Below are 23,030 nucleotides of genomic sequence, written 5' to 3'. Positions count from 1 at the left end.
CCTTTCATTTGTGACTACCGAGGTTCACCTTAGCGAACCACTTATCCATGCTCCACCTTGCCGCGACTTTTGTGGAGCGCTTGTGTCCAGTGTCACGCGGCAGTGTGGCGGGCGGATCACACCGCCCGCCACACTGCCGCGGCGCCGGTCAGGCTGAGGCCAGGAGATCCTCGACATACGCCACGAGCGTGCGGACCGTGCAGCCAGTGCCCTGCTTGGGCGTGTAGCCGTACGGTGCGCCGTTGTTAAAGGACGGACCTGCAATGTCGATGTGCGCCCAGGGGATCGGCTGGCCGTCCTTGCCGTTGCCCACGAATTCGCGCAGGAACACGGCGGCCGTCATCATGCCGCCGTGACGTTCGCCGATGTTTGCCAGGTCCGCGACCTGCGAGTCCAGGCTCGGCCTCAGCTCCTCGGGCAGGGGCATGGGCCAGACCAGCTCACCGGCGCGGTCCGCGGCGTCCTTGAGCGGCCCCGTCACGCTGTCGGCGCCCATGACGCCCGCGGTGCGGTTGCCGAGCGCGATCAGCTGCGCCCCCGTGAGCGTGGCGACGTCGATGATCGCGTCCGGGAACTCCTGGCTCGCGGCGACGATGCCGTCGGCCATGACCAGACGGCCTTCAGCGTCGGTGTTGAGCACCTCGACGGTCTTTCCACCGAACATCGTCAGGACGTCCGCCGGGCGTGAGGCGGCACCGGACGGCATGTTTTCCGCGATGCAGAGCCAGGCGGTCGCCTTGACCGGCAGGCCCAGGCCCGCCAGGGCGAGCACCGTATTAAGGACGACGGCGGCGCCCGCCATGTCGCTCTTCATGTCGCCCATGCCGAGTGCCGGCTTAATGGAGATGCCGCCCGTGTCGAACGTGATGCCCTTGCCCACGAGTGCGATCTTCTTGGTGGCCTTCGCCGGCGCGTATTCCACCTTTACGAGGCGGGGCTGGCGTGAGGAGCCCTTGCCGACGCCCATGATGCCGCCGAAGCCCTCCTTCTCGAGGCGTTTCTCGTCCCACACTGTCACCTTGACGGGCAGGCCCTTCGACAGTTCCTTGGCGGCATCCGCGAAGGACTCGGGGAACAGGTGGCTCGGCGGCTGGTTCACCAGGGAACGCGTGGCGTTGACGGCCTTGCCAAGCAGGCCTGCGCGCTTCAGGGCCGGCTCAAGTTCCTTGTCGGCGGCAAAGTCCGTGAAGATGACCACGTTGCTGACAGGGTCCTTAAGGCCGTCCTTCGAGGAACGGTATTCCGTAAATGAATAGGAGCCCAGTGCCGCGCCCTCGGCGACGGCGGCGACATCGGCGACGTCCGCCGTCGGGAAGGCCAGCGTTACCGTGGCCAGTCCGGCCAGCTGGCGGACGGCCGAACCGGCGGCGCGGCGCAGCGCCTCGCGGGTCAGCGGCTGGCCGCCGATGACCTTGCCGACGCCAGCCAGCACAATCACGGAGGCGCCGGTTTCGGGAAGTCCGGGGAGGCGGACGGCCTGGTCCGCCGCCCCCGTGATGCCAAGAACCTTCAACGATTCGGCCAGCGCTTCGGCCGACTTGGCCGTCAGCGGGTTCTCGAGGAGGACCGGACCGTTCGCGCCCTGTCCTACACCGATGACGACCGCGTCGCTGGCAGCCTTCTTGAGGTCGCGCGCAATGGCACTAATGTTGATTTCACTATTCTTGACCACGAGGATCAGTCCTCAATTCTCTGTGACGGTTCGGGCAGGAAGTCCATGTGAGGCGCCCTGCCATGGGTACCCGGACGCCGTCCGAATGGGAGGCCGCCGGAAAACACTGGCCCTCAGCAAAGGCCAGTTCCGATCGTAGTCTCTCGGCCGCCGCGCAGCCGGATTAATTGAGAGCCGCGCCACTTCCGTGCAAGGAATGCTGCGGAGATCCACAGCGTTATGGACATTAACCCCGACCACGAAAGGAACTCGCCGTGTTTGAACGGATTTCCGGCTCGCTGCTGGACCCCGATGCGCTCTATGCCAAAAACATTGAGCTGTTCCACAGCCCCGAACTCCGCGGGCTGAATCTGGTGATGGGCTTCACCGGTTTTGCCGACGCCGGCCACGTGGTCAAGCAGATCACGGCCGAACTGCTGGACACGCTCGATTCCGAGCGCGTGGCCGTGTTCGACGCCGACCAGCTGATCGACTACAGGTCCCGGAGGCCGCACGTGTCCTTTGTGGAGGACCACCTGGAGGATTACCAGGCCCCGAGCCTTGCGCTGTACCGGCTGGTCGACGGCCTGGGTAAACCATTTCTCTTCCTCGCAGGATTCGAGCCGGACCTGCAGTGGGAACGCTTCGCCCGCGCCGTGGTGCAGATCGTCGACGCCCTCGACGTCAACCTTGTCACGTGGATCCACTCCATTCCGATGCCCGTGCCGCACACCCGCCCGGTTGGCGTGACGGTGCACGGAAACCGTCCCGAACTGATCGAAGGCATCTCTGCCTGGAAGCCCACCGTCGAAGTGCCGGCAGCCGTGGGCCATGTGTTGGAACTCCGCCTGATGGAAGCGGAGCGCAACGTGGCGGGCTACGTCATCCACGTGCCGCATTACCTGGCCGAGGCCGAATATCCGACGGCGGCCGTCGCCGGGCTGGAGTACCTGGGCGCCGCGACGTCCCTCATGCTTCCCGCCGACAGGCTCCGGGAGTCGGGTCGTGAGGTCGGACGGCAGATCGCCGAACAGATCGAGGCCTCGGCGGATGTCCAGCAGGTGGTTTCGAAGCTGGAGGCCCGCTACGACGAGAAAGCCGAGGGCACCGTCCGGCGGTCCCTGCTGGCCGACGAAAATGACGAACTGCCCGACGGCGATGCCCTGGGTGCCGCTGTTGAGGCCTACTTGGCGCGAGAGACTCCAGGTCAATAATCCTCGTCACTAAACCTGACGATAAAATAGGATTTTTGCTGACGGCGGGCATAATAAAAAGGTGACTGCACCCCGCGCCTGGCTCATTTGGTCCATCGGTATTTTCTCTTACCTGGTGGCTGTGACCCAGCGTACGTCGTTTGGCGTGGTGGGCCTCGAGGCCACCGAGCGGTTCCATGCCAGCGCCTCGGCAATTTCGTTTTTCACGGTGCTGCAGCTGCTGGTCTACGCCTCGCTCCAGATCCCCGTGGGCGTCCTCGTGGACAGGTTCGGGTCCCGGGCCATGATTGCCGGCGGCGCCGTGCTCATGGGGCTCGGCCAGCTCCAGCTCGCCTTCGCGGAAAGCGTCCCTGCCGGCGCGCTCGGCCGGGTGCTGGTGGGCGCCGGCGACGCCATGACGTTCATCTCCGTCATCCGGCTGATCCCGCTCTGGTTTGCCCCAGCCCGGGTGCCGCTGCTGACCCAGCTCACCGGGATGTCGGGGCAACTCGGGCAGCTGCTCAGTGTGGTGCCGTTCGCCTTCATTCTGCATACTGCCGGCTGGAGCCCCGCCTTTCTGTCATTGGCGGGGCTGTCCGGCGTCGCAGTGGTCTTCGTCACTCTGTTGCTGCAGGACGCACCGCCAGGTACTCCCCAGCAGCAGTCAACAAAGGGTCTGCGGGCCACCGGCGTCTCGCTGTCCCGGGCCTGGAAGCAGCCCGGCACCCGGCTTGGCATGTGGAGTCACTTCACTATCCAGTTCAGCGGCACCGTGTTCGCCATGACCTGGGGATATCCCTTCCTGATTTCGGCGCAGGGCCTGGACGCCGGCACCGTGGCCGCGCTCATGTCCCTCTACGTGGCCGGTGCCATCGGCGCCGGGCCGCTGATCGGGCGGTTTGTGTCACGGCACCCCCTCCGGCGCTCCACCATGGTTCTCCTCCTGGTCGCGGCTACGGCCGCGGCCTGGGCGGCGGTGCTCCTCTACCCAGGCCGCTCACCCTTGTGGCTGCTTGCCGGGCTTGTGGTGGTGCTGGCCATCGGAGGGCCAGGGTCCATGATCGGCTTCGATTTCGCCCGCACCTTTAATCCGGCGCACCGCATCGGTACCGCCACCGGCATCGTCAATGTGGGCGGTTTCGTCGCCGCCCTCGTCGCCATCTTCCTGATCGGCGCCGTCCTGGACATCCTGTACTCCACCGGGTTCTCCCACGGGGTGCTGTATGGCCTCGAACCGTTCCGCGTCGCCCTGTCCGTGCACTTCCTGATCCTTGGCATCGGGTCCGTCGCCATGCTGGCGGTCCGCCGCAAGGTGCGCCGGCAGATGGCAGCCCAGGGGGTGGTGGTTCCGCCGCTGCTCCAGGCCATGGCCGAGCAGCGCAGGGCGCGGAACGCCCGGCGCAAGTCCTCGTCTCCCGGCTAGCATTTCGGTCCGCTGCCGGGCGGACCGCCGCCTCGCAGTTCCGCGGCTGACGGCTGACACTATCCCTCCACATCCGGCATTGATCCACATGCCGAAAGCCGGACCTACCGGGCGGTAATGGACTGCTGGAGGCTGGAGGCATGACCGCACCCCAGCACCTGACCATTAACGGCCCCGAAGACATCCTCGGATATGTACCGCACACGCTGGGGTACTGGCCATCCCGCAGCCTTGTGGCCATGACCATGCAGGGAAAGCGGCTTGGGGCCACGCTCCGGGTCGACCTGCCGGAGGCGGCGGCATCCAGGCGCGGACGGGAAGACTTCGCCCGCGCCGTGGCCGACTACCTTCTCGCGGACAACGACGCCGACGGCACGCTGCTGATGTTCTTCACGAACGTCGGCTGGGCGGAGGACGCCGGGCCCCGCGTCAACCGGGCACTGTTGGCAGATCTCGAATCCGCTCTTGGACTGGCCGGAATGCCGGTGCGGGACGCCTGGTACGTAGGCGAGCAGTACTGGCGGAACGTGTACTGCACTGACACCGGCTGCTGCCCCCTGCCGGGACGTCCCGTAGCCGAGATCCGCGACAGCCGCCTCAACGCAGAGATGGTGTATCTGGGCAGCAGCGTCGGGTCGCCGCCCGGAGACGATCCAGCCGGCGGCGGCGCCTCGGGACCGCATCCTGCGGTGCTGGCATCTGAACGGCACTGGGCGGCCGAGCTCTGCACCCGGCGGACCAGCCGTCCCCAGTTCGACAGGGTGCTGGACGCCTGGGAACTGGCGCTGGGTGCCAAATCCGGCGCCGAACTGCCGGACGACCTTGCAGGCTTCCTGCGCGCGACCCTTGGCGTACCCTCCTGGCGCGACGCAGTCCTGGTGATGGCGGCGGCGGGGCGACCTGCAGCCGTGGCCGGTGCCGAGCAATTCGGCATCTTCTCGGGCCGGCCGGGCCCCCCGGCGATGGGTCCGTCATTTGCGGGACTGCCGGAGGCCGAACGGCCTGGAGGACTGGCGGCCTCAGCCCCGGGGGCGTCGGGCGCGGCCGATGATGCGACTTCCGGCGGGAAGCCCGAGCCGGCCACCATTCCCGGCTATGGCGAGGTCCTCTTGGGCCTGAGCCCGGATCTGCCGGACTGGAGCAGGATGAAATGTCTTGAGGATGTGATGCTGCAGCTCGTGTCCTGCGGCCCCGGCGAGGCGCAGGCAGCGGCATGGACCGCCAAGGGGTGGATCGAATGGTGCCGGGGGAGGGGCTCCTTTGCCCACGCCTCGCTGGACCGGGCACTGGAGGCGACCCCCGGATACAGGCTGGCGGAACTTCTTTCCGAGGTGGTCCGCCGGGGAACCATCTGCGGCTGGGCGGCCAGGCGGGAGGCGGCCTGGCAGAAATTCGGAACGGACGCCGCCTAGCGCAGCCGCTCCCGCGGAGGGTTGCCCGTCGGCTGCCCTTACGGTCGCATCGGCCCCTGATTGGGAAAATCATGAGACAATGGTTGCCGAGACCCGGTTGGGTCCGTGAATCAGTGCTTGCAGTGGAACCGGAAACGGGAACATTGCGGCCGCTCCGGCAGTTCTACTTAATGGCTCTGTCGGTCGTGGTTGCACCTGATGTCAATCACGGACTTGACAGGGTCATAGTGGTGTTGCCCGTATGGTGATTCCACAGACCGCCGCTAGAAAGGTTTTCTGTGACCCCGTCTTCCGCGAAGAAGGAACCCGCCGCCCAGGCCGATGTGTCTGCCGAGGACAAGAAGGCGGCAACCAACGCCAAGCGTGCAGCTACCCGTGCCGCCAATAAGGCCGTCAAGGATGCTGCCGTCGCCGGTGGCGACGTAACGTCCGCCGCTAAGCCCGAACCGAAGAAGCGTGGCCCCAAGCCCGGCGCCAAGGCCGCAGCCGAAGCTGCCGGAAGCCGTTCGACATCGGACGATGACGTCGATGAAGCCGACGAAGATCTCGAGGATGCATCGCCTGACGCCGCCGACCTTGTTGAAGAAGGCGACGAGACCGGCAAGGCTGCTGCTGCGCCGACAGGTTCAGGATTTGTCTACTCCGATGCCGACGACGACGACGCTCCTGTCCAGCAGGTCATGTCGGCAGGTGCGACCGCCGACCCCGTCAAGGACTACCTGAAGCAGATCGGCAAGGTTGCACTCCTTAACGCCGAACAGGAGGTTGACCTCGCTCTCCGCATTGAGGCCGGCCTGTTCGCCGAAGAGAAGATCAACGCCGACGACGGCTCCATGGATCCGAAGTTCAAGCGCGAGCTCGAATTCATCATCCACGACGGCAAGCGCGCCAAGAACCACCTCCTCGAAGCCAACCTCCGCCTCGTGGTGTCCCTGGCCAAGCGCTACACCGGCCGCGGCATGCTGTTCCTGGACCTCATCCAGGAAGGCAACCTGGGCCTCATCCGTGCGGTCGAGAAGTTCGACTACACCAAGGGCTTCAAGTTCTCGACCTACGCCACCTGGTGGATCCGCCAGGCCATCACCCGCGCCATGGCGGACCAGGCCCGCACCATCCGCATCCCGGTGCACATGGTGGAAGTCATCAACAAGCTTGCCCGCGTGCAGCGCCAGATGCTGCAGGACCTCGGCCGCGAACCCACGCCGGAGGAGCTGGCCCTTGAGCTGGACATGACCCCCGAAAAGGTTGTCGAAGTCCAGAAGTACGGCCGCGAGCCGATCTCCCTGCACACCCCGCTCGGCGAGGACGGCGACTCCGAGTTCGGCGACCTTATCGAGGACTCCGAAGCCGTGGTTCCGGCCGACGCCGTGAGCTTTACACTGCTGCAGGAACAGCTCCACTCGGTGCTGGATACGCTCTCCGAGCGCGAAGCCGGCGTGGTTGCCATGCGCTTTGGCCTCACGGACGGCCAGCCGAAGACTTTAGACGAAATCGGCAAGGTCTACGGCGTCACCCGTGAGCGCATCCGCCAGATCGAATCCAAGACCATGTCCAAGCTGCGGCACCCGTCGCGGTCCCAGGTCCTGCGGGATTACCTGGACTAGGACATTCTGGACCAGTAGCTCCAAGGCGAGGGCCGCCGCCGGACAAACCGGCGGCGGCCCTGGCTTTCGCTTTTCAGCCGGAGGGCGCTGATCCCGTTCCTGATTCCGGACAGAAAAAAGCCAGGGTCCCTTTCGGGAACCCTGGCTTTTTTGCTTCGAGCTTTTCAGCTGCGTGGTCTAGTCGACTCAGCTGCGTGGTCTAGTCGACCGGTACCGGTGCTTTCTCATGAAGCCGGCCCGTCTCGTCGTGCCAGTCCGAACTCAGCGGCTTGAGCGTCGCTTCGACGGCACGTGAATGGTGAGCGCAGAAGAGCAGCTCACCTCCGGAGGACTCGAGTACAACCCGGACGTATGCCTGTGCACCGCAACGGTCGCACCGGTCAGCTGCGGTGAGTGTGCGGTCGGCAACTGCTGTTGTCATGTCGGCCTCCTTAGTAGATCTGTACATCTATATAACCAGTATTCGGCGCCAAAGCATGGCAAGGATGTGTCACTTTCGCTGTGCGCGTATCACGTCTGCGTAACGAACCAGGGCCGCCGGGTGCTCCGGCGGGAGTGGCAGCCGGGGGCAAAGGGGCCGCGGGACTAGGCTGGAAGGAGTCGTTTTATGCCTTAGCCGGCCCGCCGCTGAAGGAGTGCACCACCTGTGACACCGAGTTCTGATTACACCGCACGCCACCTTTCGGTGCTGGAGGGCCTGGAGGCCGTCCGCAAGCGTCCGGGCATGTACATCGGTTCCACGGACTCCAGGGGCCTCATGCACTGCCTCTGGGAGATTATCGACAACTCGGTGGATGAGGCCCTGGCCGGTTTTGGCCACGACATCAAGATCATCCTTCACGCCGACAACTCCGTGGAGATCCACGACGACGGCCGCGGCATCCCGGTCGACATGGAACCCAAGACCGGCCTGACCGGCGTGGAGGTCGTCTTTACCAAGCTGCACGCCGGCGGCAAGTTCGGCGGCGGCTCGTACACTGCCTCGGGCGGCCTGCACGGCGTGGGCGCGTCGGTGGTCAACGCGCTGTCCGCCCGGCTCGATGTGGAAGTGGACCGCGGAGGAAAGACGTACAAGATGTCCTTCCGACGGGGCGAGCCCGGGCGGTTTAAGGACAGCGGCCCCCGGCCCGATCCGGCGGCCGATTTCACCCCCTTTGTGGACGATTCGGTGCTTGACATCGTAGGCAAGGCCAAGCGCGGCGTCACCGGAACGCGGATCCGGTATTGGGCCGACCGGCAGATCTTCACCACGGACGCCAAGTTCTCCTACGAGGAACTGGCCGCCCGAGCCCGCCAGACCTCCTTCCTGGTTCCTGGTCTGAAGTTGACCGTCCGCGACGAACGCAAAGTTCCCGGTACCCCGGGGGAACACGGTCCCCATGAGGAGGTGTTCCACCACGACGGCGGCATCTCCGAATTCGTGGAATTCCTCGCCATTGACTCGGGGGTCACTGACGTGTGGCGGCTGCACGGGGCCGGCAAGTTCAAGGAAACCGTCCCGGTGCTGGACGACAAAGGCCACAGCAAGCTGGCCGAAGTGGAACGTGACTGTGAGGTGGACGTCGCCCTGCGCTGGGGGATCGGCTACGACACCGCCGTCCGCAGCTTCGTCAACATCATCTCCACCCCCAAGGGAGGCACGCACCAGGCAGGCTTCGAGCAGGCACTGGTCAAGACATTCCGCAAGGCCGTGGAGACCAACGCCAGGAAACTGAAGGCCGGCAACGACAAAATCGAGAAAGACGACATCTTCGCCGGCCTCACCGCCGTCCTGACTGTCAGGCTCGCCGAACCGCAGTTCGAGGGCCAGACCAAGGAAATCCTGGGTACGTCGGCGGTCAAGGCGATCGTGGCCAGGGTGGTGGAGCGGGAGATCTCCGCCAAACTCAACTCCGCAAACCGCAACGACAAGGCGCAGTCAGCGCTGCTGCTTGAGAAGATCGTCAGCGAGATGAAGTCGCGCATCTCGGCCCGCGTCCATAAGGAGACGCAGCGCCGCAAGACCGCGCTTGAGACGTCGTCAATGCCCACCAAGCTGGCGGACTGCCGGACCGACGACGTTGCCCGCTCCGAACTGTTCATCGTTGAGGGCGACTCCGCCCTGGGCACGGCGAAGCTGGCACGGTCCTCCGACTTCCAGGCGCTGCTGCCCATCCGCGGAAAGATCCTCAACGTCCAGAAGGCCTCGGTGGGCGACATGCTGTCCAACGCCGAATGTGCCGCGCTGATCCAGGTGGTCGGGGCGGGCTCGGGCCGCAGCTTCGCGATCGAGGCGGCCCGCTACGGGAAAGTCATCCTGATGACCGACGCCGACGTCGACGGCGCCCACATCCGCACTCTGCTGCTCACGCTGTTCTTCCGCTACATGCGCCCCATGGTAGAGGAGGGCAGAGTCTTCGCAGCCGTGCCGCCGCTGCACCGGGTGGAAGTCATCAACCCCGGCCAGAAGGCCAACGAGATGATCTACACCTACTCGGAGGCCGAGCTTCACACACTGCTGGCCAGGCTCGCCAAGGAGGGCAAGCGGTACAAGGAACCGATCCAGCGCTACAAGGGCCTGGGGGAGATGGACGCAGAACAGCTCGCCGAAACCACCATGGATCCCCGGCACCGGATGCTCCGCAAGGTGAACATCGAGAACGCCCAGCGCGCGGAGGCCACCTTCGACCTGCTGATGGGATCGGACGTGGCGCCGCGGAAGGACTTCATCATAGCGGGGGCAGCCAGCCTGGACCGGGAGCGCATCGACGCCTGACCGCGGCGAAGCGGCCCGGCGGGCCGGCTCAGCCCAGCAGGCCGGGCACTATCAGCAGAGCGGTGGGCATCGCCAGCAGCAGGATGCACACGGCCAGCACCGCAGCCCGGAGGGTACCCGGAAGCGGCGGACGCGGTGAGAGAAGTCGGCTGACGCGGGACGCCGTCGTGCCGGCCGGGCCGGCGCCGCCGGCACCCTCGGGAAACTGCAGGCCGGAATCGGAAAGTCCGGCCGGTCCCATGACCGGGGCCGCCTGCGGGACGGCGGATCCGCTGGCCACGATTGCTATGGCTTTGATCAGCGTGGCTTTGCTCTCCGACTTGAGGGCAACGTCATCCGCGAGCATCTCGATCAGGGAATTGACGGCTTCCTGTGCCAGGCGCGTCGTGGGCAGCCAGGGAAGGGCCTGGCGCCAGGCAGCGAACGCCCACAGCAGGAGGTGGTGCCGCTGGTTCAGGTGGGCGTTCTCATGAATCAGCACCGCCCGCAGTTCGGCGGGTTCCAGGGCCGCCAATAGCCCGTCGGAGAGCACCGTGACGGACCGTGCTCCGCCCGGCAGGCAATAAGCCACGGGAGAATCGTGGTTGATCACCATGGTGCCCGTGCCGTCAGCGGACGGCGAGGCCAACAGTGCCAGCAGTTCGCGGTGCCGCCGGCGCTGCCGCCCGATCTTAAAATACGTCAGCAGCAGCGTGAACACGAGATGCGCCGTCAGCAGCGCCGCCGCCGACAGTGCGAAGAGGTGCCAGAAGCCGAGTGCGGTGGTGGGAGCGTTCTGGAGCACCATTCCGGCCAGTGCCCGCAACCCGGCGATCAGATTGTCGCCGACAGGCTCCAGACCGTACACCAGCATGGCGCCGATCATCGACAGGCCGCCGGCGAGGCCGATGGCCTGCCACAGCAGCATGGCGGTAAACGGATCCCGGGCCGGCCACTGGGCGCGGGAAAGAAGGATAGGTACCGGCCAGGCCAGTACTATCGCCAGGACCGCCAGGAAGTATGAGGTCCAGAACATCGTCCGCTAGCTGTGGCCAAGCAGTTTGCGCAGCGTCTCAGCTTCACTTTCCGTCACGGAACCGATAAACCGGGCAAGTACGGCCTCGCGGTCCGGAGCCGATCCCAGGACTTCGTGCATGAGCTCGGCGGTATGGTCTTCGCGGCTCGACACCGCCTGATACCGGTGGGGCCGTGTGCCGCGTTCGCGTTCAACCAGGCCCTTCTTTTCGAGGCGGGAGAGCACCGTCAGGACCGTGGTGACCGCAAGGTCTTTGCCCACGTGTCCTGCCGCGCCGCCGTGTGCTGCCGTGCTCAGCGCGAGCATGTCGCGCAGAGTGTTGGCAGTCGCTGCTTCCTGGCCAGCCCAGAGCAGGTCCATCACTGCCCGTTCCAGTTCCCCAAGACTTGCCATTTGTACATCCTTCTGACAACGCATCGCCGGCGGCCGGCTGGCCGCCCCGTGCTCCGATTACGATTCTTCACCTCCAAATCTAGCGCGTTTGCGCCGTTCTTTCTACATGAGGTAGAACATCCGGCGCGCCGCTGCTCGTTGCAGGCTGCCGGCGGCGGTGTAACGATGTTTACAGCGTCGGAGCAGTGTTCTACACTCTGTAGAAGTTGATGTTCTACGCTACGTAGAAAACAGCGCTTGAGAGCTTGAGACCTAGCAAAAAAGTAGGGACCGCCTTGGAAGCCTTGGAAATCGCACGCTGGCAATTCGGCATCACCACCGTCTACCACTTCATGATGGTGCCACTGACGATCGGGCTGGGCCTCGTCGTGGCGGTGATCCAGACAATCTGGTTCCGCACGGAGAACCCGGCCTACCTGCGCATGACCAAGTTCTGGGGAAAGCTGTTCCTCATCAACTTCATCATGGGCGTGGCCACCGGAATCGTCCAGGAGTTCCAGTTCGGCATGGCGTGGAGCGAGTACAGCCGCTTTGTGGGGGATGTCTTCGGGGCACCACTGGCACTCGAGGCACTGCTCGCGTTTTTCGTCGAATCCACCTTTCTGGGCCTCTGGATTTTCGGCTGGAAGCAGCTCAAGAAAGGCGTGCACCTGGCCTGCCTCTGGATCGCCGTGATTGGTTCCGTCTTTTCGGCGTACTTCATCATCGTGGCCAACAGCTGGATGCAGCACCCCGTGGGCGTGAGGATGGTCGACGGCAGGCCCCACATGACCGATGCCTGGGCCGTCTTCACCAACAACACGGCCCTCGTGGCCGTCCCGCATACCCTCTTCGGCGCCCTTGCCGTGGCCGGCGGGTTCCTGCTCGGCATTGCGTGGTACCACCTCTGGCGGCGCCGCCGTGACGGCATCGACACCGTCGGGCCTGACGGCCGCGTGATCCCGGGCGAAGCGGCCATTGCCGGGCGTGACCGTGCCGACCACACCGTCTGGATCCGCTCCCTGCGGATCGGGGCCGTCGTCGCCATGATCTCCTTCGCGGGCACCGCCCTTACCGGCGACCTGCAGGGCAAGCTGATGTTCGAGCAGCAGCCCATGAAAATGGCCGCCGCCGAAGCCGCCTGCCATGACGGCACCGGGTTCTCCGTGCTGAGCGTGGGCAACCTCGGCTCGAAGAACTGCGATGAGATCAAAGCCGTGATCGAGGTCCCGGGCATACTCTCGTACCTCGCCAAGGGGGACTTCACCACCGAGGTCAAGGGCGTCAACAGCCTGCTGGAACAGTACAAGGCGGACTACGGCACCACGCTCCCGGACAACCCCATCTACGGCGAACGGGCCGGCCAGGAGATCCAGTACGTTCCGGTCATGGAGGTCACCTACTGGGGCTTCCGTGCCATGATCGGCTTCGGCGGGCTGGCAGCCTTGGCAGCACTCGTGGCATTGTGGCTCACCCGCAAGGGCACCGTCACTGAGTCGCGCTGGCTCATGCGCCTGGCAGTTTTCGGAATCCTCGCCCCGTTCGGTGCCAACGCGACAGGCTGGATCTTCACGGAGATGGGCCGCCAGCCGTTCGTCGTCGCCCCCAACCCTGACCTCAACGGAATTGACCAAGTGTTCATGTTCACCGCCGCCGCGGTCTCCCCGGGCGTCTCCGCCGGTGAACTCCTGACGTCGCTCATTGTCCTTACGGCCGTGTACGCCGTGCTGCTGGTTGTAGAGGTGAAACTGCTCGTCAAGTACATCCGCGGCGGCGTCGTTTCTGCCATGCCGGAACTCGTGCACGCACCCATCGACGAAAACGAGGACGCCACGCCCGGTCCAGGCGGCAAGCCCGGATCCTCCGACGACGTCCTGGCATTCGCCTACTAAGAGCTGAGGATACCGACCATGGAACTTCTGCCCACGATCTGGTTCATCGCCATCGCCGTCCTTTGGACCGGCTACCTGTTCCTTGAGGGTTTCGACCTCGGCGTGGGGATGCTCATGAAGCTCTTCGCCCGCAACAACACCGAGCGCCGGGTGCTGCTCAACACGATCGGGCCAGTGTGGGACGGGAATGAAGTCTGGCTCCTGACCGCGGGCGGCGCCACCTTCGCCGCCTTCCCGTTCTGGTATGCCTCCCTGTTCTCAGCCCTCTATCTGCCGCTGCTCCTCGTCCTGGTGGCACTGATCTTCCGGGCCGTTGCCTTCGAGTACCGGGGCAAGGTGGACACCGACCGGTGGCGCAACACCTGGGACTGGGCCATCGCCGGCGGGTCCTTCCTCGCTGCCTTCGGGGTCGGCGCGGCGCTGGCACTGACCACCACTGGCCTGCCTCTGAACAGCAACGGCGACCGCGACGGCGGCCCCTTCTCCTGGTTCAGCGGGTATGCGCTGCTCGGCGGCTTCGCGGTGGCAGGCTTCGCCCTGCTGCACGCCCTCGCGTTCCTGGCACTGAAGACCGACGGCGACGTCCGCCACCGCGCCCGCCGCTGGTTTGTGCGGCTCCTTCCCGTCCTGCTCCTTCCCATGGCCGGCTGGGCCATCAGCGTGCAGCTCCTGAGCGGGGAGCTGTGGACCGTGGCCATCCTCGCCGTCGCCGTGGGTGCCGCGGCAACCGCCTGGCTCCAGGGGCGAAAGGGCAACGAAGGGCTGGCCTTCCTGGCCGTCGGAGTGTTCCTGCTGTGCGGAGCAGCTTCGATCTTCGGGGCCGTGTTCCCGGTAGTCCTTCCGTCCACTATCGATCCTGCGTTCAGCCTCACCGTCACCAACGCCTCGTCCTCGGACTACACCCTGGGGCTGATGAGCATCGTGGCGTGCGTCGGGCTCCCGCTGGTGATCGCCTACCAGGCTTGGACCTACTGGGTGTTCCGCCGCCGGGTCAGTGCCGCCCATATCCCGGAGGCGCACAGCTTCCTTCCCGCGATCGCCGCCAAGGCCCTGGCCCGGAACGACTGAGGACCCGTGAAACAGCAGTTCCCCGGCGGCCCTTCAACGCGCACCGCCCTTTACGGTCTTGGCCTGCTCGCGGCGTTGAAGGCCCTCGCGCTGGTGCTCATGGGCCAGGCAGTGGCCTCCGTCCTGGCCGGCCTCATAGTGCGGGATCCCGCCTGGGCTGACCAGCTGGGCTGGGGACTGGCCGGTGTTGTCCTCCGGGCGGCTGCTGTCTGGGCCCAGGGTGTCGCTTCCCGCCGGGCCGCCCTCGGCGTCAAGGAGGAGCTCCGCTCGCAGCTCCTGGAGAAAGCCCTGCGGAACGGTGTCCGGTCTGCGGGCCCCGCGGACGGCGGCCTGGCCGTGCTGGCGACCCGGGGCCTCGATGCCCTGGACAGCTACTACACGCAGTTCCTTCCTGCTCTGGTGAACTGCGCGGCCATCCCGCTGCTGCTCGGCGCCCGGATCCTTTTTGCCGACTGGGTCAGTGCGGTGGTGATTGTGCTGACGGTGCCGCTCGTGCCGCTGTTCATGGTGCTGATCGGCCGCTACACGGAAGACAGAGTGCGGGACGCGCAGGCGTCGTTGTCCCGGCTGTCCGGGCACATGCTGGAGCTGGCCAAAGGCCTGCCCGTCCTGGTTGGGCTGGGCCGGGCCTCGGCGCAGCGCCGGGCTCTTGAAGACATCTCCGAGGAGTACCGGTCCCGCACCATGGGAACACTCCGGACCGCGTTCCTCTCTGCCCTGGCACTCGAGCTGATCGCGACGATTTCGGTGGCGGTGGTCGCCGTGTTCATCGGCGTGCGGCTGGTACACGGTGAGATGGCACTGGAAGCCGGACTCCTCGCGCTGATCCTGGCTCCTGACTGCTATCTTCCGCTCCGGGAGCTGGGAACGGCCCACCATGCGAGCGACGACGGCCGCGCGGCCCTCGCCGAAACCACGGCGGTGCTTGATTCACCGGAGCAGCAGCGGCTCGAACCCGGGCCTGCCGCGGCTGGGGGACGGCAGCGGCTTATTGACCTGACAGTCAGCAGACTCTCCGTCAGTTACGCCGGCAGGGAGGGTACCGCCGTCGGGCCCGTCAGCTTTTCCGCGCGGGCCGGCAGCGTGACGGCGCTGGACGGCCCCAGCGGCGCGGGCAAGAGCAGCATTCTCGGTGTCCTCGCGGGCATCATCGGCTCGGGAGGCGGCACCGAAGTCAGCGGCACTGTCGACGGCTTCTCCCCGAATGAGGTGGCGTGGGTGCCACAGCACCCGGTCATGGTTGCGGACACGGTGCGGGAGGAGATGCTGCTGTACCTGTCAGCCCGCCCGTTGACGGGCAGTCGCGTGGATGACGGCCACCGGGCCGGCGCAGTCCAGCGGTGCCTCGCCGCAGCCGGTGCGGCACACCTGGCAGGTAAGCATGCCGCCGAACTGAGTCCCGGGGAACTGCGCCGCGTTGCGCTGGCCCGGGGCCTGGCCCGGATCGAAGCGGGGGCCACCGTGCTGCTGCTCGACGAGCCCACCGCGCACCTGGACCGGGCGTCCGCCGACGTGGTCCACGACGCCATCCGGCACCTCCGTGGCCGGGCGACGGTGATCCTCGTAGCCCACGACCGGCAGACGCGCGAGCTGGCGGACCATATCGTTCCGCTTGCCGGCTCTGCAGACATCCCCGGGGACTCCCACACCGCGGCGGCCCGCGCCGGAACTGCCGTCGCCATCGAGGCGCCCGCGCCGGTGCGAGCCGGGACCGGCACGGACACGCCGCCGGCCATCCCTGCCACGGAGCTGACGGCGTCCACGCAGCACCTGCAGACGGTGCCGCCTGTTGCGGCGCCGCCGACGGCCGGTTTGCTGGCCAGGTTGCTCGCGCCGGTGCGCGGCAGGTTCGCCGGAGCCGGAGTCGTGGGAACCCTGGCTTCGCTCTTTGCCATTGCCCTCTCCGGGCTGTCCGGCTGGCTGATCCTGAGGGCAAGCGAACAGCCTCCCATCCTGTACCTGCTTTCGGCCATCGTGGGCGTCAGGTTCTTCGGAATCGGCCGGGCCGTCCTGCGCTACTGCGAACGGCTGGTGCTCCATGAAGCGGTCTTTGCGTCACTGACCATGCTGCGCGGCCGGCTGTGGGAGTCCCTCAGCCGGCGGGCCCTGTCACTGCGGCGCCTGCTCCAGGGCGGCAACGTCCTCGGAGTGGTCATTGACGACGTCGACACCGTCCGGGACCTGCTGCCGCGGGTGGTCCTTCCGCCCGTTACCGCCGTGGCGGTGGCCGCAGTCGCGGCCGGCACATCGGCCTGGCTGGTGCCGGCTGCCCTGCCTGCGGTCCTGGCCTCGGCGGCCGTCAGCCTTGTCGTGGCGCCCGCGGCTGCGCTGTTTGCCGACCGGATGTCGGCCGGCACAGAACAGCGTCTCCGGTCGGGGGTCCTCCGCCGGGTCGCGGCGGCCCTCGACGCACGGGCGGAACTTCACGCCAACGGTGCGGCAGCGCCGGTGCTCCACGACATCCGCGCCGAGGACCGCGCGGCAACCCGCGCTTCCCAGCGCTCGGCATGGGCCGAGGGGCTCGGCCAGGCCATTACGGTGGCAGCCTGCGGCGCGGGGGCCCTTGCCGGCTCCGTGCTGGCAGCACCACAGGTCCTGGCGGGCGCCGCCGCGGCCCCCACGGTCGCCGTCGTGGTTCTTCTGCAGTTGGCGCTCGTGGAACCTTTTGCCGCCATGACGACGGCGGTACGCCAGTTTCCGGCGCTGCGCGCGGTGCTGCGCCGCGTCAGCGAGTCGGGTGTACTCGGTGCCGGGGGACCGGACACGGACGCACTAGTCCTGCCGGACGCCCGCACGGGCTGCCGTCCGGGCATCGAACTGGCCGGGCTGTCGGCCGCGTGGCCCGGCGGTGCCCCCGTGTTCAGCGACCTGTCCGCAGCGGCGGAACCTGGCCGCTGGCTGGCCGTCACCGGCCCCTCGGGGGCAGGCAAGTCCACGCTGCTGGCGGTCATGCTCGGCTTCCTGCCGGCCCGTGGAGGAAGCATCGCGGTCACGGGGGCCGCGGCCTGGTGCCCTCAGGAGGCACACCTCTTCGACTCGACCATCAGGGGCAATCTGTTGCTGGCACGCCCGGAAAAGCAAGTCTCGGCGGCTGACGCCGAACGGGACATGCGCGAGGCGGTCGCGGCAGTGGGCCTGGACCCGCTGCTGGGCCGGCTGGACGCCGGCCTCGACACCAGGATCGGACCGGGTGGCGCGTTTCTCAGCGGCGGCGAACGGCAGCGGCTGGCCGTGGCCCGCACCCTGATGACCAAAGCCGAGGTAATCCTGCTGGATGAGCCCACGGCCCACCTCGACGCCGAATCCGGCCGTGCGCTGATGGCTGACCTCCGCGCCGGGCTCCGTTCCCGCACGGTGGTGCTGGTGACACACAACCCCGCCGACATCAGTCCCGGGGACGCACTCCTGGCCCTTCGCCAGAGCGGCAATTCCACCGATGCTGAGGTGATGGCGCCGTCGCTGGCGTCCGGCTAGCCTGTTCCCATGACGCGATCAGACGTAGCCGCCGGCTGCACCGTTGACTTTCCAGGGCTGCGGTGGAGGAGCGCCGGGGCCCGGGACCTTGATGCGTGGGCGGCGCTCATCGCCCGGACGGCGGCAGTCGAGAAACCGGTGTGGTTTGAGCACCGGCCGGACCTCGAGCAGCTCATGGAGTCCCGGAAGAATCCGCCGGAGGACAACACCGTGCTGGGATTTGATCCGGAGGGTGTTCCACGGGCGTACGCGCGCATTACCAAGAACACGTCCAGCGATAAGTCGTACGGCTTCGGCTGCGTGGATCCGCGGTGGCAGCGACGCGGCGTCGGCTCTGCGCTGCTCGGGTGGCTTGAGGCCAGGGCGTGGCAGCGCTTTTTGGAGGACGTCGCCGTGGGCGGCCGCGTCACAGCCAGGCTGCGGATCCACAACGAGCAGCAGCACGAGCACCAGGCGGCGCTCTTCACCGCGCGCGGTTACGAGGTGGTCCGCTACTTCAACGAGATGCACCGGCCGCTGACCCCGCCATTGCCGGAGGCGGTCCTCGGCCCGGACCTTGAGCTCGTGACCATGGATCCCGAACTCAGCGAAGCCGTACGGCTCGCGCACAACGACGCTTTCCGCGACCATTGGGGCAGCGAACCCAAGGACGAAGAATCCTGGGGATATGTCGTCAACGACCCGCAGGCCCGCCCCGACCTCAGCGCCGTGGTGCTGGAACGCAGCACCGGCAAGGTGGCGGGCTACCAGCTGGCCGCCCATGACCAGGAAAGTGCCGTGACGCGCGGGTTCAGCGAGGGTTACACCGATCTGCTCGGCGTGCGCCGGAAATTCCGCGGCCGCGGCATTGCACGCGCGCTGCTGGCGGATGCGATGCGGCGGTTCGCTGCGGCTGGGCTCGACGTGGCGTCACTGGATGTCGACTCCGAAAATCCCACGGGAGCGCTGGCACTGTACCTCAAGATGGGCTACCAGCCGGTCAACAGAAGCCTGGCGTGGGACAAGGTTCTCTAGGCCCGTCATGCGCATATTTCCTCACAGAACTGCCAGGCCGCCGGCAGTTACCGCGCCCGGTGCCGGCTACAAGAGGCCGAGGCGCTGGTTGCGGGTCACCGGCATCGTGGCACTCATCGCCGTGGTGTTGGGACTCGCCTCGACGGCAGCCAACGTGCTTTTTGAGCGGGCAGAGAAATCCAGCATCGCGGCGTATGGCGAAAGAATCCAGATCAGCAGCGGCGCCCTCAACGTGTACCGGAACGGACACACCGGCCAACCGCTCGTTCTCCTCAGCGGCCTCGGGACGGCGGCACCCGCCCTCGACTTCGCACCCCTGATCCGGGAACTTGGCAACTTCGACGTCACCGTGGTGGAGGGATTCGGCTACGGCTACAGCGACATGAGCGCCCGGGAGCGCAGCACCGAGAACATCAGCAAGGAGCTCCACGAGGTGCTCACCAAACTCAACATCAAGCGGCCCTATGTCCTGGCAGGACACTCGATCGCCGGCTTCTACACGCTGGATTACGCGAACCGCTACCCGAAGGAAGTGTCGGCGGTGATCGGAATCGATGCCACCATACCGAAAGCGGAGAGCGGACCCGTCGAGCTGCCGCTGCAGGATGCCAGTTGGGAACGGATCCCCTCTGTCACGGGGCTGGTCCGCATCGTGGGTTCAGTGGCCCCCGGCCTTGTCAACCCCGACGGCGACGCCTACACGGCAGACGAACTGGAGCGGATGCGCCTGATGCAGAGCTGGAACTTCGGGAACCAAGCTGTGGTCGACGAAACGGCCCGAATCGGAAACAACGCTGCCGCCCTCAGGGGCGTCAAGTATCCCGATGGGCTGCCCGTACTTGCCTTCATCTCAGACGAAAAGACACCCGAAACACAAACCAAACAGCGCGCTGCGGAAAAGCTGCTGAACAACGTGAGGCGCCACGAGATCGTGACGCTCGACGGCGGACACTACCTGCATTGGACCCAGTCCAAGCGCATGGCGGAACTGATCACCACGTTCCTCGCCAAAGATCACTGACCAATACCCGAAGCGCAGGGCCAGCGGGAGGCCCGGCCTAATTCAGGCTAGCCCTCCACATCCGACAGGTGGTGGGTAACGTCGTGCAGGAAATACTGCGCGAGCGTCAGCACCGTGAATTCCGAACCGTTGCTGCGGAGCCCGGTCCTGCCCCATTGGGATTCCCTGACCCGGGCAAAGGAGGCGGCCACCTGTTCGCCCTCGGCCGTCAGCTCGGCACTGACCGCGGCGGGATCTGACCCGGCGTAATCGCTCTCCACGGCCGTCCGGTCCTGGTCCCAGTTTTCAAAGCGGGCGTTGTCATCGGTGAGCATCAGGTTCAGGCGCCGGTCGAAGAGACTGAAAACATCGCGTACGTGGCAGGCATATTCGAGGGTCGACCAGGTGCTGTCATCGGGGCGCTCAGCAGCGCCCGGACGGCGCAGAACAGCGCGCCACCGGGGGAGCATGTTTTCCACGCTGCCAGGCAGCGTGGACGGCGTGACCGTCGAGGCGTCGAAGCCGCATTCGCTGCACGGGCGGGAGAGGACCCAGGTCCAGTCTTTTTCATCCGGGATGATAGGCATGGCAGTAGTCTAGGCCCGCCGGCAGCGCGGTCAGCCCGGCTGCTCCGCCTCAGGCCACGTCATGCTGGGCCCGATCGCCTCCACAGCCTGCGAGAGCGGAATGCCGGAACCGTCCCGGCGCCCGTGTTCCTGGGGAAGGGAACGGGCCACCCCGGCCAAGGACGAGGCCTTTGCCGGGCCGTGGCCGGCCCAGGCCAGCAGCAGCGTGTCCTCGCCCTTCAGGAACCGGTGTGCCCGGACCCCGGCGGTGGCCCTGCCCTTGGCCGGGTACTCGGACAACGCCGTGACCTTCGCGGCGCCCGGCGCCGTGCCCGGCAGGGCGCCGTCGGTCCCGGAAATCGTGACGACGACGGCGGCCTCGTCGCCGGGGGCGGCGGAACCAAAGAAAATCACCTGGTCGCCGGACGCAAGCTTGATGCCGGCCATGCCACCGGCGGTCCGCCCCTGGGGGCGGACACTTGCCGCGTTGAACCGCAAAAGCTGGGCCTGGCGCGTCAGGAACACGAGGTCGGCGTCGTCGGAACCCGCGGGCGCCACACCCACCACTGCGTCCTTGTCCTTGAGCGCGATGACCTCCCAGTCTTCCCGGTTCAGCGGGTAGTCAGGCTGCACGCGCTTGATGACCCCCTGCGCGGTCCCGATGGCCAGGACCTCATCCAGCGGCGCAAAAGCGACGAGTGTTTCGCCCTTCAGCAGCGTGATGAAGTCCTTGGCCGGGACGCCGCCGGCGAGGTTCGGCAGGCCGGACATCGGCGGGAGGACGGGCATGTCCATGACCTGGATGCGCAGCATGCGCCCCTGCGACGTGACTGCGGCGATCTCACCCCGGGCCGAGGTCTTGATGACGGAGCGGAACACATCATGCTTGGAGCGCGGCCCGGCTTCCGCGAGGCTGTCCTGGTTGGACGTCCTGGCTATCTGGCCCGATGCCGTAAGGATGGCCCAGCAGGGATCATCCGCTATCTCCAAGGCCAGCGGCGCGGCCTTGCCCTTGACGCCGGGGGCGGCCGCCGCAGCGACGGTGGGGGAGACGGCCTCGGATTCCAGCAATACCGTGCGCCGGGGAGTGCCGTATTTCTCCGCAATTTCCGCGAGTTCCCCGGAAACCAGTTCACGCAGCAGCGCGTCGGAACCAAGAATGGCTTCGAGGTCCTCGATCTCGCGGCGGAGCTGGTCCTGCTCCTTCTCGAGTTCGATCCGGGAGTACTTGGTCAGCTGGCGCAGCCGGAGTTCCAGGATGTAGTTGGCCTGGACCTCGGAGAGGTCGTAGATGGACATCAGGCGCTCCCTCGCCGCTGACGCCTCATCCGAGGACCGGATGATCTGGATGACTTCATCGATGTCCACGATGGCAATCAGGAGGCCCTCCACCAGGTGCAGGCGGTCCTTCTTCTTGCCCAGCCGGAACGCGGTCCGGCGGCGGACCACGTTGAGGCGGTGGTCGACATAGACCGTCAGCAGTTTCAGCAGGCCCAGGGTCTGCGGCTGCCCGTCCACCAAAGTGACGTTGTTGATGCCGAAGGAATCTTCCATGGGCGAGTACCGGTAGAGCTGCTGGAGCACCGCGTTTGGGTTGAAACCATTTTTCAGCTCGATCACCAGGCGCAGGCCGTGCTTGCGGTCGGTGAGGTCAATGATGTCGCTGATTCCGGCAAGCTTCTTGCCGTTGACGGCGTCCTTGATCTTCTCGATCACCTTCTCCGGGCCCACCATGTAGGGGAGTTCGGTCACGACGATGCCCGTCCGCCGGGCAGACAGCTGCTCCACCTCCACCTTGGCGCGGGTCTTGAAGGATCCGCGGCCGGTGGCGTACGCGTCCCGGATGCCGTCCAGGCCCACGATCCGGCCGCCCGTGGGGAGATCGGGACCCGGGATGAACCTCATGATGTCTTCCAGGGTGGCGTCCGGGTTGGCGATCAGGTGCCGGGCAGCGGAGATGACCTCCACGAGGTTGTGCGGCGCCATGTTGGTGGCCATGCCCACAGCAATGCCCGTGGCGCCGTTGACCAGCAGGTTGGGGAACGCGGCCGGCAGGACATCCGGCTGGGTGAGCTGGTTGTCATAGTTCGGGACAAAGTCCACCACGTCTTCATCGAGGTGGTCGGTCAGCGTCAGGGCCGCCGCCGCGAGGCGGGCCTCCGTGTAGCGCGGCGCCGCAGGGCCGTCGTCGAGCGACCCGAAGTTGCCGTGTCCGTCGATGAGCGGAAGCCGCAGCGAGAAATCCTGGGCCATCCGGACCATCGCATCGTAGATGGCGGTGTCGCCGTGCGGGTGGAGCTTGCCCATGACCTCGCCCACCACACGGGCGCTCTTGACGTGGCCGCGGTCCGGCCGCAGGCCCATGTCGCTCATCATGTACAGAATGCGCCGCTGGACCGGTTTGAGGCCGTCGCGGGCATCGGGCAGTGCCCGGGAGTAGATGACTGAGTAGGCATACTCCAGGAAGGAGCCTTCCATCTCGGAAGTGACGTCAATGTCTACGATGTTTTCGGTGTAGTCCTGGGCGGTTTCCCCTGACGGGGCTGAAGTCTGGCGGCGGGCCATGGGGCTGGTAAATCCTTTTGGGGTGC

General features: G+C 66.5%; 16 protein-coding genes. 10 read left to right on the top strand and 6 right to left on the bottom strand.

Annotated elements, in window-relative coordinates; translation table 11 throughout:
• Positions 1-148: 148 nt before the first annotated feature.
• On the bottom strand, positions 149-1,672 hold the full coding sequence (locus tag AC1D14_RS05455; RefSeq protein WP_230116771.1) for a leucyl aminopeptidase: 1,524 nt from the start codon (positions 1,670-1,672) through the stop codon (positions 149-151).
• 254 nt (positions 1,673-1,926) lie between these two features.
• Between AC1D14_RS05455 and AC1D14_RS05450 the strand changes: the two genes are divergently transcribed.
• The 4 genes from AC1D14_RS05450 to AC1D14_RS05435 all read left to right on the top strand — a co-directional run bounded on the left by AC1D14_RS05450 (position 1,927) and on the right by AC1D14_RS05435 (position 7,283).
• Positions 1,927-2,865 (top strand): proteasome assembly chaperone family protein, encoded by a 939-nt coding sequence (locus AC1D14_RS05450; protein WP_230116770.1) that lies wholly within the window; start codon positions 1,927-1,929, stop codon positions 2,863-2,865.
• A 61-nt stretch (positions 2,866-2,926) separates the two neighbouring features.
• Positions 2,927-4,267 carry an MFS transporter gene (locus AC1D14_RS05445; protein ID WP_230116769.1) on the top strand — a complete coding sequence of 447 codons (1,341 nt, stop codon included), beginning with the start codon at positions 2,927-2,929 and terminating at the stop codon, positions 4,265-4,267.
• Between the two features lie 140 nt (positions 4,268-4,407).
• The gene (locus tag AC1D14_RS05440) at positions 4,408-5,679 is read left to right on the top strand and encodes a DUF4192 domain-containing protein (RefSeq protein WP_230116768.1); all 1,272 of its coding nucleotides are present in this window, start codon (positions 4,408-4,410) and stop codon (positions 5,677-5,679) included.
• 278 nt (positions 5,680-5,957) lie between these two features.
• Positions 5,958-7,283 (top strand): RNA polymerase sigma factor, encoded by a 1,326-nt coding sequence (locus AC1D14_RS05435; RefSeq protein ID WP_230116767.1) that lies wholly within the window; start codon positions 5,958-5,960, stop codon positions 7,281-7,283.
• A gap of 199 nt (positions 7,284-7,482) precedes the next feature.
• Here AC1D14_RS05435 and AC1D14_RS05430 read toward each other — a convergent pair whose 3' ends face one another.
• The gene (locus tag AC1D14_RS05430) at positions 7,483-7,704 is read right to left on the bottom strand and encodes a DUF7455 domain-containing protein (RefSeq protein WP_056628651.1); all 222 of its coding nucleotides are present in this window, start codon (positions 7,702-7,704) and stop codon (positions 7,483-7,485) included.
• A gap of 225 nt (positions 7,705-7,929) precedes the next feature.
• Here AC1D14_RS05430 and AC1D14_RS05425 point away from each other — a divergent pair, with 225 nt between their 5' ends.
• Positions 7,930-10,038 carry a DNA gyrase/topoisomerase IV subunit B gene (locus AC1D14_RS05425; RefSeq protein WP_230116766.1) on the top strand — a complete coding sequence of 703 codons (2,109 nt, stop codon included), beginning with the start codon at positions 7,930-7,932 and terminating at the stop codon, positions 10,036-10,038.
• Between the two features lie 28 nt (positions 10,039-10,066).
• Here AC1D14_RS05425 and AC1D14_RS05420 read toward each other — a convergent pair whose 3' ends face one another.
• Both AC1D14_RS05420 and AC1D14_RS05415 read right to left on the bottom strand, forming a co-directional pair.
• Entirely contained in the window at positions 10,067-11,053 is a 987-nt protein-coding gene (locus AC1D14_RS05420) for a M56 family metallopeptidase (protein WP_230116765.1), read from the bottom strand.
• A 6-nt stretch (positions 11,054-11,059) separates the two neighbouring features.
• On the bottom strand, positions 11,060-11,446 hold the full coding sequence (locus AC1D14_RS05415; RefSeq protein ID WP_230116764.1) for a BlaI/MecI/CopY family transcriptional regulator: 387 nt from the start codon (positions 11,444-11,446) through the stop codon (positions 11,060-11,062).
• Between the two features lie 275 nt (positions 11,447-11,721).
• Here AC1D14_RS05415 and AC1D14_RS05410 point away from each other — a divergent pair, with 275 nt between their 5' ends.
• The 5 genes from AC1D14_RS05410 to AC1D14_RS05390 are packed head-to-tail and all read left to right on the top strand — an operon-like array spanning position 11,722 to position 19,894.
• On the top strand, positions 11,722-13,317 hold the full coding sequence (locus tag AC1D14_RS05410; protein WP_476968177.1) for a cytochrome ubiquinol oxidase subunit I: 1,596 nt from the start codon (positions 11,722-11,724) through the stop codon (positions 13,315-13,317).
• Between the two features lie 18 nt (positions 13,318-13,335).
• Positions 13,336-14,385, top strand: coding sequence for a cytochrome d ubiquinol oxidase subunit II (gene cydB, locus AC1D14_RS05405; protein ID WP_230116762.1), 1,050 nt, complete (start codon positions 13,336-13,338; stop codon positions 14,383-14,385).
• 6 nt (positions 14,386-14,391) lie between these two features.
• Entirely contained in the window at positions 14,392-17,859 is a 3,468-nt protein-coding gene (cydD, locus tag AC1D14_RS05400; RefSeq protein WP_476968176.1) for a thiol reductant ABC exporter subunit CydD, read from the top strand.
• Positions 17,860-17,868: 9 nt separating this feature from the next.
• Positions 17,869-18,873: a GNAT family N-acetyltransferase gene (locus AC1D14_RS05395; RefSeq protein WP_476881119.1), complete on the top strand. Its 1,005-nt coding sequence runs from the start codon at positions 17,869-17,871 to the stop codon at positions 18,871-18,873.
• Positions 18,874-18,880: 7 nt separating this feature from the next.
• A complete protein-coding gene (locus AC1D14_RS05390; RefSeq protein WP_476968175.1) occupies positions 18,881-19,894 on the top strand; it encodes an alpha/beta fold hydrolase in 1,014 nt (337 codons plus the stop codon).
• A 47-nt stretch (positions 19,895-19,941) separates the two neighbouring features.
• Here the strand turns inward: AC1D14_RS05390 and AC1D14_RS05385 are convergent, their stop codons facing one another.
• Both AC1D14_RS05385 and AC1D14_RS05380 read right to left on the bottom strand, forming a co-directional pair.
• Positions 19,942-20,460: a DinB family protein gene (locus tag AC1D14_RS05385; RefSeq protein ID WP_476968174.1), complete on the bottom strand. Its 519-nt coding sequence runs from the start codon at positions 20,458-20,460 to the stop codon at positions 19,942-19,944.
• A 30-nt stretch (positions 20,461-20,490) separates the two neighbouring features.
• Positions 20,491-23,004 (bottom strand): DNA gyrase/topoisomerase IV subunit A, encoded by a 2,514-nt coding sequence (locus tag AC1D14_RS05380; protein ID WP_476968173.1) that lies wholly within the window; start codon positions 23,002-23,004, stop codon positions 20,491-20,493.
• Positions 23,005-23,030: the final 26 nt, after the last annotated feature.

It is taken from the genome of Arthrobacter sp. P1_B11 (assembly GCF_056406715.1).
The sequence above is the reverse complement of the archived record's forward strand: the minus strand, read 5'-3'. Positions and strand labels throughout refer to the sequence as shown.

Bases quoted from the DNA above. Each gene is read 5' to 3' on its own strand.
- AC1D14_RS05440 (WP_230116768.1), top strand. From the start codon at position 4,408: ATGACCGCACCCCAGCACCTGACCATTAACGGCCCCGAAGACATCCTC.
- AC1D14_RS05430 (WP_056628651.1), bottom strand. From the start codon at position 7,704: ATGACAACAGCAGTTGCCGACCGCACACTCACCGCAGCTGACCGGTGC.
- AC1D14_RS05420 (WP_230116765.1), bottom strand. From the start codon at position 11,053: ATGTTCTGGACCTCATACTTCCTGGCGGTCCTGGCGATAGTACTGGCC.
- AC1D14_RS05415 (WP_230116764.1), bottom strand. From the start codon at position 11,446: ATGGCAAGTCTTGGGGAACTGGAACGGGCAGTGATGGACCTGCTCTGG.
- cydB (WP_230116762.1), top strand. From the start codon at position 13,336: ATGGAACTTCTGCCCACGATCTGGTTCATCGCCATCGCCGTCCTTTGG.
- AC1D14_RS05395 (WP_476881119.1), top strand. From the start codon at position 17,869: ATGACGCGATCAGACGTAGCCGCCGGCTGCACCGTTGACTTTCCAGGG.
- AC1D14_RS05390 (WP_476968175.1), top strand. From the start codon at position 18,881: ATGCGCATATTTCCTCACAGAACTGCCAGGCCGCCGGCAGTTACCGCG.
- AC1D14_RS05385 (WP_476968174.1), bottom strand. From the start codon at position 20,460: ATGCCTATCATCCCGGATGAAAAAGACTGGACCTGGGTCCTCTCCCGC.
- AC1D14_RS05380 (WP_476968173.1), bottom strand. From the start codon at position 23,004: ATGGCCCGCCGCCAGACTTCAGCCCCGTCAGGGGAAACCGCCCAGGAC.